An 18,454-nucleotide genomic window follows, 5' to 3' on the forward strand; every position below is an offset into this window, starting at 1 on the left:
TTTCTTACTCTTTCTTTTCGAACAATTAATTAAAATCCCATTTCTCAGGATTACGCCAGATTTGATAACCATCTTGGATGGTCGAAAACTGAATAATGAGACAGACCAAAGCTAAGCCAAATGTTACAGACAAACGATAAGCATAATCACTAGTGTTAACGAAGGCAGCAATAAACATTAAACAAATGGACATGAGATGTTTACTTTGTTTGAAATAAAAGCCTGTCCGACTTGAAAAATAAGTTCTAGCTAGATAAAACATGATGTAGGCTCCGGATGACGCGGTGGCTGCTCCTAAAGCTCCCCATCTTGGAGTGAGCCAGAGATTAATAAAAAAACTAGGAATCAAAGCCAATAAAGAAACCAATGTATTAAAATAGGTCTTGCGTGAAAAAACAATTCCCAGTGTCGTTGTTTCAGAAAGTGTATACATAATATGAGGAAAACAGAGCAAGCCAAGAATATACTGAACAGAACGATAGTCCTCGCCTAAAATCATCATAATCAAGGGGCGAAATACAAGAATCCCAAAAAAGATACCCGTTAAAACAAAAAGAACAGCGTCTGAAATAAATTTATAATGCTTCATTGACTTGCCTTCATCATGCCATCGATAGGCAGTAGGAACCCAAAAGGTTGCAAATGCTGTCTTTAAAATACCAATCATATTGACAATCGCGATGCCTGCAGCATAAAACCCTAATTCTTTTTTGGTAGAAAAAGACCGAAGCATTAAGCTATCAATTGTATTGAGCACCGAATTGAGAGACATTGCAATCATAAGCGGAAAACCAAAAGATAATAATTTTTTTATGAGATCATAGTCAACAACAAAATCATTCCACGATAACAAATCTCTATAACGTAAGAAAAGAAAACTATCCCCTATAAGTTGACCAAAAATCATTCCAAAAACCACTACACGAAAATCGCGAATGCCCAAAGCAATTATAGACAAGGAAACTGCAAAAATTAAACTCTTTAATAAAATGGTAAAGCCAGAATATTCTTTTGCTTTTTCTTGCATACGAATAGAAATGAGTACGAAGCGTTCAATAATCATTGAAATAAGTAAAATTGTACTCCAAATCACAATATAGCCTGCGTTAGGATCACTAAACAACCAATTCGCAATGGTCTGATTAAAAACAAGCATAACAAATGATAGAAGGATTCCCATCCCGATCGGGATAATAATTGCTTGTTGAAAAAGGTGTTTTTTAGATGCAGCTTGATGAAATTCACGAGAAAAAGCCTGATCGAGACCAATATAAAGAAAATTAGGAATGTTTAAGATTAAGTTTCGATACAATCCTGAAACCCCATATTGGTCTGCTACTAACAACTGAGTCAAAATGCGGATTTGAATCAGTGAAATTAATGCACCAATAATCGGTCCTAAGGAAAACCCTGTTAATCTTTTCATAAAATGTTTCATATATTACCTCGAATCTATCCGAAAATGGCTCACTTGATGATCTAACACCTGGCGATACAGCTTGGCTGCAGCTTCATTAGTAAGGGACTTAGCTTGTATACTTCTAAATCGTTCTTCATCAGTGGGAATTTTAGTTGAACTTTGATGATAAAATTCAATCAGCCTTTGATACCATTCTTTAGGTTCACAATTTAAAGATAAAAATTGAATCAACCCCAAGCCCAAGTCTACTTCTTGACTTATTTGATCGCTGGCAAGCACGGGAATGCCTACCGCTTGAGCTTCAATGGCTACCGTGCCAAAACCTTCAGAAAAAGAGGGCATAATTAATAAATCGATACCGGCTAATAAATTAGCAATCGGACTAATTCTGCCAGCAAAGAAAACTTGGGCATCAATTTCTTTTTTTTCTACCTCTTTTTCTAAAAAATCCCGATCTTCCCCCTCACCAGCAATCACTAAACGCAAGGGATGATGCTGCTTTTTACTATAAGCTATGACTTCTAAGGTCAAAGGATGATTTTTAATTGCCGTTAAACGCCCCACTTGTCCAATTATTAGACTTTGTTTGCTTTTCTTAGTGAATTTGCTTAGCCAATATTTACGACTTGTTCGCTTCTTTTCAAAATCGATAAAGAAATCATTGGGCTCTATGCTATTTGGAATAACCACAGAGGATTCTCCAACTTTCAAAGCAAACAATTCTTCTATTGAAAGTTGAGAACATCCAATCGGTAAACGAGACAATCTTCTATTGACTTGCGCATCAAAAACTTGCATCAATTTATTTTTTAAAGCTGGATTTTTGTCATAACGGTAATGCCCATGAATATAGAAATCAAAGGGCGTATCCTTTTGGAATTGATGGGCTAAATAATAATAAATGACTGAACGGTAACCTGCAATATGACTATAAACTACTTGGTAGGCATTCTCTTGAAAAGCTTTAGCAAAACTATTCTTAAAGGATTGCCAAGAAGTTTTTTTGGGGTTATTCAGAAAATAAATCTGACCACCCGTCTCTTCAATCGTCTGTTTAAAATAGTCAGGAACTTGACTGTAGGTAGCTACATCAAAAACCATCTCTTGATTGCTAGCTTCTTTAGCTAAATTGTGAATAAATGTAGAAATGCCTCCTCCAAAAGATGACATTAGATGTAGGATTCTAATTTTTTGCAAAAGCTTCCTCCTTATACGACTTTCTACTGATTAAAATTTAGGGATTCTAGTAATCTTTCTCTTTCACTTCTTGTTTGTGTGCTAGATAGGTCAAATGTTTCAGTTTTTTGACCCTTTTGAAGATTATAGTAGAGAGTAAATTTTAAAAAATGGTTAAAACCAATGTTACTTTTTACCAGGTAATCCGTTTGATTTAATTCTTTGGCTAGTTTTAAAAAGTGATGATAATCCATTAAATTGTCAGCCATAATTTGACTTGTCTTTTGTTCTTGCCGATCATCATTGTTAATATTTTTGAATAATACTCCATTAGAGTTCTTTTTAGCAACTTCTTCTAACCTATCAAGATCTAAGACAATTAAAAAATCAATGGGCAAATTATATGATTGCGTCAATTGTTCAACTAAAGCTAACTCTCCTTGCTTTAAACCATATTCTCTGATTGTTTTTGACATTTTAGTATCTGATATAAATAAATCTAATTGTGGATCGATGTTGACTTGGACTATCTTTTCTTGATTAAAATCCCATAAATAATAAGTTATTTCTTTAATTCTTTTCTCCCCAATTCGGCCTGCTTGACTGTAATCATAGCTCAAAACTAAGAGCTCGATGCCATCTTTTGCTAAGTCTTCAAAAGACCTATCTTTTTTTTCTAGTAATTCTTGTCCAATAGTATAGTATTGCCATTCAGAAGGATTATGGACAAAGGTGCCTTGGAAAGAATTTTTCAAATCATCCAGATAGCCAAAAAAGAGAAAAGTAGAAAAAACTAAAAGAATCATTACAAGAAAAAAGACCAAAAGTCTTTTTGAAAAAAAAGGACGTTTGTCTGATTTCTGTTCTGGAAACATATGCTTCCTCCGTTCAATTTATCATTAAAATCCTTCAGGATTTTTTTTCTGCCAATTCCATGAATCTAAACACATGGCATATAAGTTTTTTTGAGCCTTCCAATTCAACTCTTGATTAGCCCTTTCAGGATTGGCATAGGCAATCGCGATATCCCCTGGACGACGATCCACGATTTGATAAGGTATTTGGACTTGATTGGCTTTTTCAAATGCCCTAATTAAATCTAGGACAGAATAACCTTGACCGGTCCCCAGATTAAATATTGCGACACCTTTATTTTTTAGATTGTGGCTAATCGCTTTTTGATGACCTTGTGCAAGATCTACTACATGAATATAATCACGCACACCTGTTCCATCGTGTGTTGGATAATCATTACCAAACACTTGCAATTCACGGCGCTTACCGATTGCTACTTGAGTAATATATGGCATTAAATTATTAGGAATTCCCTGAGGATCTTCACCAATCAAGCCAGAATGATGTGCTCCAATAGGATTAAAATAACGTAATAAAGTCACCGACCACTCAGAATCAGAATACGATAAGTCTTGCAATATTTTTTCTAAGACTAATTTTGTATAACCATAAGGATTACTAGCCTCACCCGTCGGCATTGATTCATCAAATGGCGCTTTATGTGCCTCACCATAAACAGTTGCTGAAGATGAGAAAATAATATTTTTGACTTGGTTTTCCTGCATGACTTCGAGCAAGGTAATTGTACCACTAAGATTATTATGATAATACTTTAAAGGTTTTTCAACAGATTCACCAACAGCCTTATAGCCAGCAAAATGAATGACTAAATCAACAGGATGATTTTTAAAAATTTGAGCCATTGCCTGTTTATCTTCAATGTTAGTTTGATAAAAAGTAACGTTTTTACCAGTAATTGTATGAATACGATTTAAAACCTCTGGTTTTGAATTTGAAAAATTATCGACAACGATTACTTCTTGATCATTGTTTAATAGTTCAATAACTGTATGACTGCCGATATATCCAGTTCCACCTGTAACTAAGATTGACATATATAGCCTCCATCCTTAGCTTATTTATATTCTGATTAATTATAGCATAACAAATCTAGCTAGATTCATTCTTCATAATTTCTTCCTAAATTTACTCCTACTTCTTAACCTAATAGGAATTGAGGTCCACAATTGCTATGAAGTTTGATATAATAACACAAGGTTTAAAACAACTTAACCTTAAGGGGGAATATAATGGCAGAGGCATTAATCATTTTTGCAAGTCTTACTGGAAATACCGAAGAAATGGCTGATATTATTGCTGAGCGTCTTGAAGCTCACGGTATCACTACTGATGTGGTTGAAGTCATGCAAGCAGATGCAGAAGACTTTTTAGAATATGATGCTGTATTAATCGGTTCTTATACTTACGGAGTCGATGGAGTACTACCAGACGAAATGCTAGATTTTTACGATGATTTGGGTGAATTAGATCTATCAGATAAAGTCTTTGGTGTTTTTGGTTCAGGCGATACTTACTATGAAGTCTTTTGTGGTGCTGTCGATCACTTTGAAAAACAATTTTTAAAAGTAGGCGCTCAAGCTGGTGGCCCATCATGTAAAATTAACTTAAATGCCGAAGGTGAGGATATTGAACGTCTTCAAGCTTTAGCTGATGGTATTGCTGAAAAATTAAATCAATAAGGAAAGAGGTATACTATGACTTTAAAAAATTTTGATCAACTTCTTGAAAAATATGCAAACTTAATCGTCAATAAAGGAATTGCAGTTAGTAAAGAAGATTATATTTTAATTTTCGCTGATCTTGATCAAGCCCCATTAGTTCGCTTAGTGACTGAAGCTGCTTACAAAGCAGGTGCTAAGTTTGTTAAAGTAAATTGGGCAGACGATACATTAACTCGTCTTCATTTTACCCATCAATCTGAAGAAACACTGACCGATATTCCGCAATTTATAATTGATGAAGGCAATTACTTTGTAGAAAAAAGAGCTAAACGTATCTCACTACGTTCAAGTGATCCAAATGTTCTTAAAGGAATTGATCCTGCAAAAATAAACGCAGCAAACCGTGCTTCTTCTCAAGCTATGAAAGATGTACGTATTGCGACACAATCAAATCTTGTTTCATGGTTAGTTGTTGCAGGTGCAGGTAAAGAGTGGGCTGCTCTTGTTTTCCCTGAACTAAAAACTTCTGAAGAACAAGTAGACGCTTTATGGGATCAAATTTTTAAAACAACACGTATTTATGAAGAAGACCCAATTAAAGCTTGGGATGAACATGAAGAACGTCTTAGCGAAAAAGCACGCTTCCTTAATGAACAACAATTCGATCAGTTGCATTATACAGGACCTGGAACTGATTTCACTGTCGGCTTACCTAAAAACCATGTCTGGGAAAGTGCCGGATCACTTAATGAAAAAGGCGAAGTCTTTATTGCTAACATGCCTACAGAAGAAGTCTTTACAGCTCCAGATTCAAGACGTGCAGAGGGCTATATTTCTTCTTCTAAACCATTAGCTTATGGTGGAACTATAATTGATGAAATGAAATTCACTTTCAAAGACGGTAAAGTTACCGAAGTATCAGCCAAAGAAGGTGAAGAAACCTTACGTCAACTGGTAGAAGAAAATGAGGGTTCTGATTCCTTAGGTGAAGTAGCGCTTGTTCCGCATCAATCACCAATTTCTCAATCAGGCATTATCTTCTTCAATACTCTATTTGACGAAAATGCTTCTAACCACATCGCATTAGGACAAGCCTACGCTACTTCTGTAAAAAATGGTGCTAAAATGAGCCAAAAAGAGCTAGAGGAAGTGGGACTTAATCGCTCGAATGTTCACGTGGACTTTATGGTAGGAAATGCGGAAATGAATGTTGATGGAATCTCAGTAGATGGTACTGTTACCCCGATCTTCCGTAAAGGTGAATGGGCATTTTAATCACTTTAGAAGGAGGTGTTAAGGATGGTAACCCCTTCAAACTTTAACACAAATTTTGAAGAAGAAATAACCAAACACATTGAAGAAATAGATCGACGGGTAGACCGAACCGGTTGGCCGCTTCTAATCATCGGCATCATTATTTTCTTCTTACTTGTTTATCTGTCTGTAAAAGCTTTCTCTATTCCAACAACGAAAGAATATGAAGGCAGTCAAGCTGCCATGAATCAAAAAGTTGAAGATTTAGAAAATCGACTTTCTTCATTAGAAGCCCTAATCGAAGAAGGGCAAGAGTAGATAATATGGATATTTTACATATTAATTCCTATTTCTCAACTTCTGGTTTATTTAAACAAGTCTATGATCGTCAAGTAAAGCAGGGACATAAATTAAAAGTTTATGTCCCCATTTCGCATCAATTCCCTCAAGAAAGAGTAGCAGCTAGTGGAGATTACTTAAATCTATCTAGAAATCACGATCAATGGATGCGCTGGTTTTTTCCACTTAAACACCATAAGATTTGGCAAGATTTAAAAGAATCATACAGTTTAGATAGCTTTGATCTTACTCATGCACACTCACTCTTTTCAAATGGTTGGTTAGCTAGACAAGTTTATCTTAAATATCATGTCCCCTATATTGTTGCTGTACGCAATGCGGACCTACATACTTTTTTTGAAAAAATGCCATGGATGCGAAATGTGGGCTTAGATATTCTGCGCGATGCCAAGCAGATTATCTTTATTTCACAAAATACTTACCAACAGGTTTTTAATCGCTTTATACCCACTAAAGAATTGGATAATCTTAAAGGTAAAAGCCAGGTCATTGCTAACGGCATTGATGATTATTGGCATAACAATCGCTTCAATGAAAAGAAATTTATTTGTCATCAGCCACTGCGTATTGTAACCGCTGGTAAAGTATCTTCTGGTAAACGTTTTGTTGAATTAGCTAAAATGATCGAACACTTTTCAAAAAAATACCAAGCAGCGGAGTTACATATTGCTGGTCCCAATTGGGATGCTAAAATTCTCAAGCAATTGCAAGCAATGGATCATATTACCTACCACGGCGCTTTAAACAAAGCTGAAATGGTCAGTTTATATCGTTCAATGGATCTTTTCGCCCTACTATCTTTCCCTGAAACCTTTGGATTAGTCTATCCAGAAGCAATGAGTCAAGGTTTGCCAGTAATCTATACTCAAAACGAAGGATTCGATTCATTTTTTAAAAATTACCATGTAGGCGTTTCTGTAGATCGATTTGATCAAACAGCTTTCGATCAAGCAATTCTTTATATTTTAAACCATTATGAACGTTTGTCTCAAGATGCTTTAGAAGCAATCAACCCCTTCAAATGGGATGAAATAATTAGCCGCTATGAAAAACTCTATCAATCAATTATTTCCTAAAGGCTTCAATCATAAAAACAAGGGGCTGGAACAAAAGGGCTGCTCAGCCCTGCCTCAAAATTTACAGCGAGCCCAGATTGGAAAGTTACTTTGCGTATTGACGTAGATTATTGGCCATAAATATTCGCTCGACATCGGTCTTAGAAAAGCTATTGCGACCGTTGATGTCGCTTGACAAGTGGTGTGTTTTTCTTTACGAGGAATAAAATCCTAGGCAGTTTTTCGGTGATACTTTTTGAGACGACGGCCTGAAAAATTGCCTTTAGAACAAGCAAATAACAATACTTTAAGTAAGACACGAGGATGATAAATAGGTCGCCCATCGGCAAGTTCAAGTGGGCGAATATTTGCTTCTGGAATCTGTTCGAATTGCTCCTCGTAGAGCTCGCTTAGTATTGGATCTTCTCAAAGGAAAGCAAGTTTAATTCATAATACACTGTTGCTACATAGAAAGCCCCTCCTAAATAGTTTTGTGTTTCCTACTATTATATTAGGAAACGCTTTCTATGTTTATATTGTTAAAGAAAAAGTCCGATTAACGATTATACCGTTTACCGAACTTTCTTTAATTATTCAGGGCTTTTGTTCCAACCCCTTGTTTTTATTTTTAAACAATTAAATTATATTTCATTTTCCTGTTGAGTCAATAAAATAGGTCCGTCTGGTCCAATAGCTAATGAATGCTCGTACTGGGCACAGTATCCTCCGTCTCGGGTTCTGGCCGTCCAACCGTTGGCATCCATCTTCATTTTCCAATCTCCTGTGGTTACCATTGGTTCAATGGTAATTGTCATGCCTTCTTTTAATCGAAGTCCCTTGCCTTTTATACCATAGTGAGGAACAGCTGGTTCTTCATGGATAGTAGGACCAATACCGTGACCAATAAAGTCGCGAACTACACCAAAGCCCTCTTTTTCCACATATGTTTGAATAGCATGTCCAATATCCCCTATACGATTCCCAGGTCTAGCTTGTTCAATCCCGCGATATAATGCTTCCTTGGTAACCTCCATTAATCGCTTATGCTCTGGACTAATTTTACCTACCGCATAACACCAACAAGAATCAGAGATAGCTCCATTAAAATCTACACAGAAGTCTACCTTTATTATATCACCAGCTTTTAAGCTACGATTAGATGGGAAACCGTGACATATCTCGTCATTAACACTGGTGCAAGTAGCAAATTTATAACCTTCGTAGCCGATTTGGGCAGCGACAGCTCCAGCTGCTTCAATTTTATTTTGAACAAATTGATCGATTTGTTTAGTAGTTAGCCCCGCTTTTATAAAATCCCGTAATGCTACATGAATATCAGAAAGGATTTTTCCTGATTCTTTCATGGCTTGAATTTCTCTTTCAGATTTAAGTGTGATCATTAATAGCCTTCTTTCTAATTTCATTATCGAATCTATTATAACGAATTACAGCTCTTTTTCCAGCCATTCGATTTCAATCCGAGCCGCTTCTTGCTGATTAGTAGCATTATAAATAGTTTGATAAGTTATTATTTTTTTAGCATCAGTTTGAGTCTCTATTTTGACATTAGCCTCTGTAAGAATTTTAACTTGATGCTCTCTAAGCAACTCTCGACCATACTTAATCGCTAAGTTTTTTATGTCATAATTATTTTGTAACCAAGAAGGAAGACTACCAATGGACCAATTTATATAAACAAGATTATTGACATGATGATTAAAATCAATATCTTGATTTGTTATAGCTTGGTCTTTTTCTTTCCAAAGAGTTATATCGTCAGGAAAATTAAGCTTTATTTTCTTAACCTCTTGTTGGTGGTCAATAAGTTGTAATTCTTCTAACTTTTTATGAGCAATACGGCCCATTTTCCTAGTTTTTAAATTAATCACCGCGAATTGCATCTGACATTCTAACAAAAGATGATCTTTAGACCTTATCTCGAACCACCGCTCTAATAAAAATCGGTTGGCCTGAATAATCTTAGTCTGAACTTCAATCGTATCACCATATTGAGGCAGTTGATTGATCATGCAGATGTTTTGCGTAATTACCCAACTTTCATCCTGCCCCAAAATAGAGTCAGTTTGATCAAATTGATTAACTTGATCATGCCTTGTGGAAGTTTCCAGAACAGCTTCTAATAGTTTAGTAAAATTATTACTTTTATTTTCTGGATCGATAAACCAATCAGTATTTATTTTAAATGTTTGAGTATAAGACGTCAGTTTTTCCACCATGTCATTTCCTCCCAAATAAGAATATCAGTAAATAAAGAAAAAAGGCAGGTTCAATGAACCCGCCTAAGTGTTAAGCTAATCAACTTATCTTGTTTTCTTTAAGACAAAGGATACTACTGCAATCAGAATAATCGCTCCAATTAATGATGGGAAAATAGCAATGCCAGATACTACAGGGCCAAAATTAGAGAAGAATTGACCACCTATCCATGAACCGATGATACCAGCAATGATATTTCCAATAACTCCCCCAGGAATATCTTTACCTAGAACCATACCTGCTAACCATCCAATGATTCCTCCAACAATTAAAGTCATAATAAGTCCCATAATTATACCTTCTTTCTTTCATTTCTATATAAATTATATAACAAATTACTACATTTTGCGAATCCTTTGTTTTGTCCTTACCCTATTAAGCGTTTGATGAGCTGCTCTTTTATTGATTTACTAATTTACTAAGATGTGAGAGTTTTTGAGAACTAAGATGAATTGTTTCTTCATAATAATTTAACAGCATGCTGGTGGCGTTTTTCCATGAATATTTTTCAGCTTCTCGACGGGCTCTTAACCCCATTTTCTTAAGCTTTAAAGGATTATCTAAAATCTTTAAAGCTTCCATTAATGACTTTATATTCCCTGATTGATAAATCATTCCTGTTTGGTTGGGAGTAATTTGTTCTAGGGTAGGACCATTTTCAGCAGCGATTACCGGAACTCCTGAAGCCATCGATTCTGAAATAACTAAGCCAAAAGTTTCTGAAACAGATGGGAATATAAAGGCGTCTCCTGTTGCATATGCCTTAGACAAGTCTTCTCCAGTTAAAAAGCCAGTGAAGGTCGTTTTTGTGCCTGTAAATAATTCTTCTAAATGTTGGCGCTCTGGACCATCCCCAACAATTGCTAAACAGATATCCTCTCGGTAAGAAAGGATTGGTAATAAATGATCTAAATCTTTTTCAGCAGCAAGTCGTCCAACATAGACTAGTAGTTTTTGATTATCTAATCCAAAAGTCCATTTGTTATATAAATTCTGATCAAAAAACTTAGGATGCCTCTTTTTAAGGTCAATACCACGCGGCATAACTCCTTCAGCAGCTATCCCCTGTTGGATTAATTCTACTTTTAAACTTTCTGAAACAGTAACATTTAAATCAGCGTCATTATGCCAAAAGCGAATATAATCCCATAGAATTGGTTTCAAGAGCGGTAAATTATAGGAATCAAGATAATCAGGCAAGTGTGTATGGTAGGAAGCTAATAAAGGAATTCCCAATTGCTTAGCATATTTAACAGCAGAAGTTACCATGAAAAATGGATTGACTGCATGAATAATATCAGGTTTAAAATTTTGAATAATTGTTTTCATTTTGCGAGAAGGTAAACCCCAAGGACGTGATTTGTATAAAGGAAAGTTAAAAGAATCCATCGGTATCACCTCTACACCCTTATACTCAGTAATTCCTAAATCAGGTGATACGACAATTATTTCATGACCCAAGTCCTTCATAGCAACTGTCATATGAGCAAGGCGTGTACAGATACCATCTGTAGCAGGTACAAATGTTTCTGTTGCTATTAAAATTCTCATTTCACTTCTCCTTTACCTTAATGTCCTATCTTAATAATTATTATAACTCAATGATAAAAAGATACTGTAAATTTATTGTAAAATTTAGGTAAAGCTTTTATTTTTCCCTTTTGCGCGGTTTCCCAATGTTTTTAGTATTACGCTTACGATTTTTCTTTTTAGCTTTGACTGCTGTTTTTGGTTTTTTTGGATGTGATTTACTCTTGGTTATTCGTTTACTAGACCGTTTTATTTCTTCCTCCTCAGGCCATTCATTTAATAATTTACGATCATAAAGCACTCTTTCTTCTAAGTGAATACTACTGTCATCAAGCATATTTTTTAGGTCTATAGCTTCTTGTTGATTGACCAGTGAAATAGCACATCCCTCATTCCCCATGCGTCCAGTTCTTCCTGAACGATGATAATAAGTCCGCACATCTCGTGCTGGATGATAATGAATAACATAAGGTATTCCTTCTATATCAAGTCCTCTAGAAGCTAAATCCGTCGTTAATAAATAGATTGTTTTTTGCTGTCTAAACTGTTCTAAGGCCATTTGTCTTTCTCGATTGGTTAATTGACTATGAAGTACAGATATGGATAAATTTTCAAAAATCATTTTTGCAGCAGCTCTTTCTAACTCACTAATTTGATCAAAAAAGACAATCGCTTGCATGCTTTCAATTTGAGCCAAACGTTTTAACATATTTGTTTTTTGTCGATTGTTAACTTCTAGGTACAAATGTTCAGTTTGCATATTGGCTGAATGCATTGAAATTTCTAAACGATCATATTCATAATTTTTTGCTTGTAAATAATCAAGAAAATCTTTACTTTTAGTAGCTGAAAAATAATAGCGTTTAATATCTCTCATGAGGCGTTTCTCAATCATTTCAATGTCTGCTATTTGCTGCTCACCTTTTGAAAAAAGATAGTCTGCTTCATCATAGACAATCCATTTAACCGTGTGAACCTTCAGTTTAGATGTTTGCTTTAGTAACTCATTAAAACGTCCAGGAGTTGCCACAATAAGCTCCGGTTTATTTTTTAATTTTTCAATTTGTCTTTTGACATTAGCACCGCCAACAATACTCATAGAAGTCATTCCAAGTAATCGGCTCCATTCATCCACCACTAAAAAAATCTGCTGAGCTAATTCTTGAGTAGGGGCAAATATGATGGCTTGTAGATGTTGGTTTACTTCAATCTTTTCTAGGATAGGAAGCAAATAGGCCAGTGTTTTTCCCGTACCAGTTGGCGAAATAGCTACAACCGGCTCTTCATTTTTAAGGTAGGGATAGACTTGTTTTTGAATAGGTGTTGCCTCGGAAAAATGTTTTTCTTGCCAGTGTTTTTTTAATTGTGTATTTGATAATTCCTTCATACAATCTCCTTCTTCATGAAAGAACGGCTAAAAGTCATTGACTTCTAACCGTTCAAGGGTCTTATAATAGTTTAGCTGACTGACGTAATAACTCAAGAACTTGAACCACTTGCAAGGATAATTGTCTCCAGTTCTCATACAATATTTCTTGATGAATTGTTTTTTCTTCAAGGATCATATCTGAAAAGCTTAATAACTCATCAAACATTGGATTAGCTGGTAAATAATCTATGATTTGGGCCTTCTTACCCTCTGTGTTAACTAAACTCACCTTGGTTAAGCGTGAGATATCATTAATGATAAAAGTTTCTTGGCCAATATAAATTTCACTCGGCATCAAAGAATGAACAGTCTTGGACAAAAAGATTGAAACTTGTGTTTGAGCATACTTTAAAATGACTGTACCAAACAAATCAACTTGTCGTCCATCATCTATCGCATGATAGTAAACAGATTCAGGAAGACCAAATAAGTCGAGCGCTATGTATAAAGGATAGACACCTAAATCCATCAAGGAACCACCATGAAAATCAGCATTAAAAACATTCGGAACTTGCCAACCCTTTTCTTTGGATTCTAAGTAAGTTTCATAGCGAGAAGAGTATTGTCCCATATTAAAGTTAGCACCATATAAAGAACTGTCCAACTCTTTCATTTTATGTTTAATTAAAGGCTTCAAACGACTATAATTTCGACTATGATAGTGCATTGCCGCTTCAAATACATAAACTCCGACTTCGTCAGCGAGTGAATAGAGCTCATGCCATTGAGCCGAGGAGGTTACCATAGGTTTTTCAATAATTACATGCTTTTTTGCTTTTACAGCTTGGATAGCCTGCTGAAAATGAAAGGAGTTAGGACTAGCGATATAAATCACTTCGATTTTAGGATCATAGAGAATATTATTTAATTCATTGGTAAAATAATCGGCATCATGTTTTTGTGCAAGCTGTTTAGCCGAGTCAAGATAACGTGAATAAACCGCTGTGAGATGGTAACGCTGTGTTAACCGAGCCGCATTCATCATTTGCTCAGTAATCCATGAGCTACCGATCGTCGCATAGTTCAACATGACAAACGCTCCTTTAGGATCACCATTATTTTCTTAAAGTTTCTTCATCGACTTGGTCGAGGTAGGCCTCTATACTTGCTAAAGTATCCGCAAGATTGCCAGGTTCAAATGGTGACTTCAAGTTCCCTGTTGCAATAATTTCTGTGAAAGTCTGAGTTCCCCCAACCTTACAAATATTCAAATAATCTTCCCAAGCTTTTGGATCATGATCTACTTGGCTACGTTTCCAGAATTGGAAAGCACATACTTGAGCCAAAGTATAATCAATATAATAGAAAGGCATAGTGAAGATGTGCAATTGTTTGAACCACCAGCCTCCATTTTCATAGAACTCATTGCCTTGGTAATCAATCCAAGGGTTGTAAATTTTTTCTAATTTTCTCCAAGTTTGACGACGTTCTTCTGGTGTCATGTTTGGATTTTCATATACTTCATGTTGGAAGTGGTCCACACAAACACCATAAGGAATAAATTGAACAGCTCCAGCTAAATGTTGATACTTAAACTTCTCAATGCTATCACCAAAGAAGTTTTTCATCCATGGCCAAGTTAAAAATTCCATTGACATTGAATGAATCTCACAAGACTCTAAAGTTGGCCATACAGCTTCAGGGGTTTGAATCCATCTTGAATTATAAACTTGGAAGGCATGGCCTGCCTCGTGAGTCAATACTTCAACGTCGTGTGATGTACCATTAAAGTTGGCAAAGATATAAGGCGTCTTGTAATTTGGTAGATACGTACAATAACCACCTGTATCTTTACCTGGTTTAGACTCTAAATCTAAAACATCGTATTCAATTAATAAGTCAATGAACTCACCTGTTTCTGGTGATAATTCATGGTACATTTCAACACCTTTAGCAACAATCTCTTCTGGACTTCCTTCAGGTTTGGCATTGCCTGTAGGGAAAGTTAGACCTAAGTCATAAAAGGCTAGCTTATCCAAACCTAGACGTTCACGCTGACGTTCAAATAGTTTCTCAGCTAAAGGTACGACATGTTTTTGCACTTCTTTGCGATAGACTTCAACGTCCTTACGGTCATAGTCTAAACGTGCCATACGCGCATAACCCACTTCAACAAAATCTTTAAAACCTAGCTTTGTTGCAATTTCGTGACGCGTTTTAACTAATTGATCATAAATACGATCAAACTCATCTTGGCGTTCTAAATACCAATCAGTAATTAACTCAGAAGTTTCTTTACGTACTTTTCGATCAGCATCTTGAGTAAAGGCGCCAATACTTGATAAGTTATAAATTTCACCTTTATACTCAATTTCAGCAGAAGCTTTTAACTTACCATACTCTGATACCAAACGATTTTCCTTTTGTAATAGCGGTATAATTTCTGGAGAAAAGATTTTCAAATGATTTTCTGCTAACTTAAAGAAAGTGTGAGGTAGTTCTTCTTCTAATTCTTTACGATAAGGTGAGCCAAGTGTAGCTCGATAATAGTCACTTTCCCACTCACTAATAAGGGGTGAGTTTTCATCCCAGAAATCCGTTTCATCTGAATAGAATTGATCACGGGTATCCACTGAATGACGAATTGAAGTTAATGTTGAATTCGTTTCAATATCTCTTTGAATGTCTTGAATGGCCTTAACCGCTGCAAGTGCATCCTCAGCCGATTCAGCTTTTTTGATTCCCTCAATTTGCTGTTGGAATGACTGTTTTAAAAGAGACATATCTGGTCTTTTATATTCGAATTCATTGAATTTCATGCTTCCACATCCTTTTTTATTTATTATTTTTATTATAACACAGCGTGAATATGCTGAAAACGATTTAAAAATAAACTTTTTTGACTGCTTTTGCTATACTATATCTAAGTGAATTTAAGGAGCATCCAAATGACTAAGAAATTTCAATATAAAGGGATCGTCATTTATCAAAAATTAATTAAGGCCAGTGATCCGACATTGGTCTTATTTAAATTGAAACTAATCAAGCATCCATTAAATCCTATTGACTTAATAAACCAAGAATTTACTGCTTTGATTGCCCGTAAAGCTTTAACTTTTATGTATGAGGTTATGGTGGGAGATCAGATTCTTATATACGGACACTTTAACAATAAAAAGCAATTTATTACTGAAAAATATCTTATTGAAAAAAGAGTCCCCCGCTCATATGAAAAAGTAATCCAACAACTCCCTAATCAAAAAAAACTCTAGAAAGGAGACCCATCCTTGCCTAAAGAAAGCCCTGAAGAAATACGACATAATATTGAACAAAGACTCCCTTTATTACCTGAATTGCCCGGATGCTACTTAATGAAAGATGCTAATGATAAAATTATTTATGTGGGTAAAGCTAAAAACTTAAAAAACCGCGTGCGATCTTATTTCAGAGGAGCCCATGACAGTAAAACAGCAAAACTGGTTTCTGAGATTCATCATTTTGAAACAATTGTTACCAATTCTAACAAAGAAGCTTTGATCCTTGAAATTAATTTGATTCAACAATACAAGCCGCAATACAATATAAAACTTAAAGATGGCAGTATGTATCCTTATTTAAAAATAACTAATGAAAAGGACCCTCAATTAATTATTACCAATCGAGTTCTTAAGGATGGCGGACATTATTTTGGACCTTTTCCAAACGTACAAGCCGCTACAGCCACTCAACAATTATTACATAAAATTTATCCTCTAAGACGTTGTGGTAAAAATGAAAAGCGCGCTTGCTTTTACTACCATTTGGGACAGTGTATTGGTTGTTGTGATCATCCCGTTTCAAAAGAAACCTACCAAAAGCAAATTAATCGGATTAAACGTTTCTTTAATGGTGAAGTCGGTCCAATTAAAAACGACTTGAAGCGCAAGATGTCTGAAGCAGCTGATAAGCTAGAATTTGAACAAGCTGCTGATTTACGCGATCAGATTGAATATATTGAGACAACCGTTGAAAGACAAGCTATTATGAGTCAAGATTATGATAATATGGATGTCTTTAATTTCTATTATGATAGGGGATGGATATCTATACAAACCTTTATGTTAAGACAGGGTTCTATTCTTAAACGTAAAGCTGCTCTTTTTCCTAGTTATGGTGAAAAAGAACCAGATCATGAACTAACAACTTATATTGCTCGCTTCTATAAAGAGCAATATAATGTTATTCCAAAAGCTATCTTAGTCCCTGCTTCTGTTGATCAAGAGGTTTTAGAAGAAGTCTTTGAAATTCCTGTTCAAACACCTCTTAGAGGAAAGAAAAAGGCAATGCTCGATTTGTGTGAAAAAAATGCTAAATTAGCTTTAGATGAGAAATTCCGCTTAATTGAAGCTAGCACACGTAAAACGCTGGGCGCCATCGAAGAGTTAGCAGAGGCCCTTCAAATTGAACAGGCTAATCATATTGAAGCATTTGACCACTCACATATCCAAGGTGTTCATACGGTCTCGGGGATGGTTGTTTATCAAGAGGGTAAACCAGATCGCAAAAATTACCGTAAATTTAAGATTAAGAGTGGAGATGGAGCCAATGAATTTGCTCATTCTCAAGAAGTAATCAGGCGTCGTTACACTCGCTTGCTCAAAGAAAATAAACCATTACCTGATTTAATTTTGATGGATGGAGGGATTATACAAGTAAGAGCCGCTAGAGATGTCTTGGAAAATGAGTTAGGATTAGCTATCCCCGTAGTCGGTATGGTTAAAAATGATAAACACAAGACGGCCTCCTTACTGGAAGGTTACACTGAAAAGATAGTCGACCTTGATCCGCGTTCCCAAGCCTTCCACTTTATTCAAAGAGTGCAAGAAGAAGTTCATCGGTATGCAATATCTTATCACCGAAAAGTACGTGCTAAGAGTCAGGTGGCTTCTATTTTAGATACTATACCAGGAGTTGGCCCGGCTACACGCTCTAAACTTTTAAAACACTTTAAATCATTACAAAAAATTAAAGAATCTGATGTAGACACTCTGCGTAGATTGGGCATTTCCCGTCCGACCTCAAAACGAATTCTCGAATTTCTTAATGATTCTAATAACTGATAAGAAAAACCTTGCATAATTGGCACTGACCCCGAATAGTGAGACAAACATAAAAACACCTCCGTTGAATTCGTGTGAAATGAATTTAATGGAGGTGTTTGATTAGGGTTAATCACCTAGCTTATTCTGCAGAAACAAAATGGAAATGTATTGAATTGAAAAATGAAAGCCGGACTAATAAACAAATAATGAATGAATTAAACATTAAGAACACATCTCAAGTAAAAACTTGCTGGCGTTGGGATCGTTAAGGTCAAACCTAGCGCTTCAATCAAGCTGGAGGTAAAGAATAGACTTATGGCAAAGGATTAGAAGAACTTAGCGAGATAGATCCACTCAAAATCAAATTAAAACGTCATCAAGCAGCGATGGATGTC

Annotated in this window: 17 protein-coding genes; 6 read left to right on the top strand and 11 right to left on the bottom strand. The window is 35.6% G+C overall.

Annotated features, from left to right (window positions below; genetic code table 11):
- Window positions 1-25: 25 nt before the first annotated feature.
- From ACQV2O_RS02160 to galE, 4 genes are read right to left on the bottom strand one after another with little or no spacing between them, the layout of a single operon-like run.
- On the bottom strand, window positions 26-1,438 hold the full coding sequence (locus tag ACQV2O_RS02160) for a lipopolysaccharide biosynthesis protein (protein WP_428874868.1): 1,413 nt from the start codon (window positions 1,436-1,438) through the stop codon (window positions 26-28).
- 3 nt (window positions 1,439-1,441) lie between these two features.
- Window positions 1,442-2,617, bottom strand: coding sequence for a glycosyltransferase (locus ACQV2O_RS02165; protein ID WP_428874869.1), 1,176 nt, complete (start codon window positions 2,615-2,617; stop codon window positions 1,442-1,444).
- A gap of 23 nt (window positions 2,618-2,640) precedes the next feature.
- The gene (locus ACQV2O_RS02170) at window positions 2,641-3,471 is read right to left on the bottom strand and encodes a hypothetical protein (RefSeq protein ID WP_428873583.1); all 831 of its coding nucleotides are present in this window, start codon (window positions 3,469-3,471) and stop codon (window positions 2,641-2,643) included.
- 24 nt (window positions 3,472-3,495) lie between these two features.
- Window positions 3,496-4,506 carry a UDP-glucose 4-epimerase GalE gene (gene galE, locus ACQV2O_RS02175; RefSeq protein WP_428873582.1) on the bottom strand — a complete coding sequence of 337 codons (1,011 nt, stop codon included), beginning with the start codon at window positions 4,504-4,506 and terminating at the stop codon, window positions 3,496-3,498.
- Between the two features lie 195 nt (window positions 4,507-4,701).
- Between galE and ACQV2O_RS02180 the strand changes: the two genes are divergently transcribed.
- From ACQV2O_RS02180 to ACQV2O_RS02195, 4 genes are read left to right on the top strand one after another with little or no spacing between them, the layout of a single operon-like run.
- Window positions 4,702-5,151, top strand: a complete 450-nt coding sequence (locus ACQV2O_RS02180; protein ID WP_428873581.1) for a flavodoxin — start codon at window positions 4,702-4,704, stop codon at window positions 5,149-5,151.
- 15 nt (window positions 5,152-5,166) lie between these two features.
- Window positions 5,167-6,408, top strand: a complete 1,242-nt coding sequence (locus tag ACQV2O_RS02185; protein WP_428873580.1) for an aminopeptidase — start codon at window positions 5,167-5,169, stop codon at window positions 6,406-6,408.
- Between the two features lie 24 nt (window positions 6,409-6,432).
- A complete protein-coding gene (locus tag ACQV2O_RS02190) occupies window positions 6,433-6,705 on the top strand; it encodes a hypothetical protein (protein ID WP_428873579.1) in 273 nt (90 codons plus the stop codon).
- Between the two features lie 5 nt (window positions 6,706-6,710).
- Window positions 6,711-7,823 (top strand): glycosyltransferase family 4 protein, encoded by a 1,113-nt coding sequence (locus ACQV2O_RS02195; RefSeq protein WP_428873578.1) that lies wholly within the window; start codon window positions 6,711-6,713, stop codon window positions 7,821-7,823.
- A gap of 620 nt (window positions 7,824-8,443) precedes the next feature.
- Here the strand turns inward: ACQV2O_RS02195 and map are convergent.
- The 7 genes from map to ACQV2O_RS02230 all read right to left on the bottom strand — a co-directional run bounded on the left by map (window position 8,444) and on the right by ACQV2O_RS02230 (window position 15,797).
- Entirely contained in the window at window positions 8,444-9,202 is a 759-nt protein-coding gene (gene map / locus ACQV2O_RS02200) for a type I methionyl aminopeptidase (protein ID WP_428873577.1), read from the bottom strand.
- Window positions 9,203-9,247: 45 nt separating this feature from the next.
- Window positions 9,248-10,039 carry an acyl-ACP thioesterase domain-containing protein gene (locus ACQV2O_RS02205; protein ID WP_428874870.1) on the bottom strand — a complete coding sequence of 264 codons (792 nt, stop codon included), beginning with the start codon at window positions 10,037-10,039 and terminating at the stop codon, window positions 9,248-9,250.
- Between the two features lie 84 nt (window positions 10,040-10,123).
- Window positions 10,124-10,369 (bottom strand): GlsB/YeaQ/YmgE family stress response membrane protein, encoded by a 246-nt coding sequence (locus ACQV2O_RS02210; RefSeq protein ID WP_428873575.1) that lies wholly within the window; start codon window positions 10,367-10,369, stop codon window positions 10,124-10,126.
- A gap of 109 nt (window positions 10,370-10,478) precedes the next feature.
- Window positions 10,479-11,630 carry a glycosyltransferase family 4 protein gene (locus ACQV2O_RS02215; RefSeq protein WP_428874871.1) on the bottom strand — a complete coding sequence of 384 codons (1,152 nt, stop codon included), beginning with the start codon at window positions 11,628-11,630 and terminating at the stop codon, window positions 10,479-10,481.
- 97 nt (window positions 11,631-11,727) lie between these two features.
- A complete protein-coding gene (locus ACQV2O_RS02220) occupies window positions 11,728-12,996 on the bottom strand; it encodes a DEAD/DEAH box helicase (protein WP_428873573.1) in 1,269 nt (422 codons plus the stop codon).
- A 61-nt stretch (window positions 12,997-13,057) separates the two neighbouring features.
- Window positions 13,058-14,068 carry a Gfo/Idh/MocA family protein gene (locus tag ACQV2O_RS02225; RefSeq protein ID WP_428874872.1) on the bottom strand — a complete coding sequence of 337 codons (1,011 nt, stop codon included), beginning with the start codon at window positions 14,066-14,068 and terminating at the stop codon, window positions 13,058-13,060.
- Window positions 14,069-14,093: 25 nt separating this feature from the next.
- Window positions 14,094-15,797: a M3 family oligoendopeptidase gene (locus ACQV2O_RS02230; RefSeq protein WP_428873571.1), complete on the bottom strand. Its 1,704-nt coding sequence runs from the start codon at window positions 15,795-15,797 to the stop codon at window positions 14,094-14,096.
- Window positions 15,798-15,926: 129 nt separating this feature from the next.
- On the opposite strand from ACQV2O_RS02230, the gene ACQV2O_RS02235 reads away from it, so the two are divergent.
- Both ACQV2O_RS02235 and uvrC read left to right on the top strand, forming a co-directional pair.
- Window positions 15,927-16,250: a hypothetical protein gene (locus ACQV2O_RS02235; protein WP_428873570.1), complete on the top strand. Its 324-nt coding sequence runs from the start codon at window positions 15,927-15,929 to the stop codon at window positions 16,248-16,250.
- Window positions 16,251-16,265: 15 nt separating this feature from the next.
- On the top strand, window positions 16,266-18,077 hold the full coding sequence (gene uvrC, locus ACQV2O_RS02240) for an excinuclease ABC subunit UvrC (RefSeq protein WP_428874873.1): 1,812 nt from the start codon (window positions 16,266-16,268) through the stop codon (window positions 18,075-18,077).
- Window positions 18,078-18,454: the final 377 nt, after the last annotated feature.

It is taken from the genome of Facklamia sp. P13055 (assembly GCF_050409445.1).
Classification (GTDB): domain Bacteria; phylum Bacillota; class Bacilli; order Lactobacillales; family Aerococcaceae; genus Facklamia.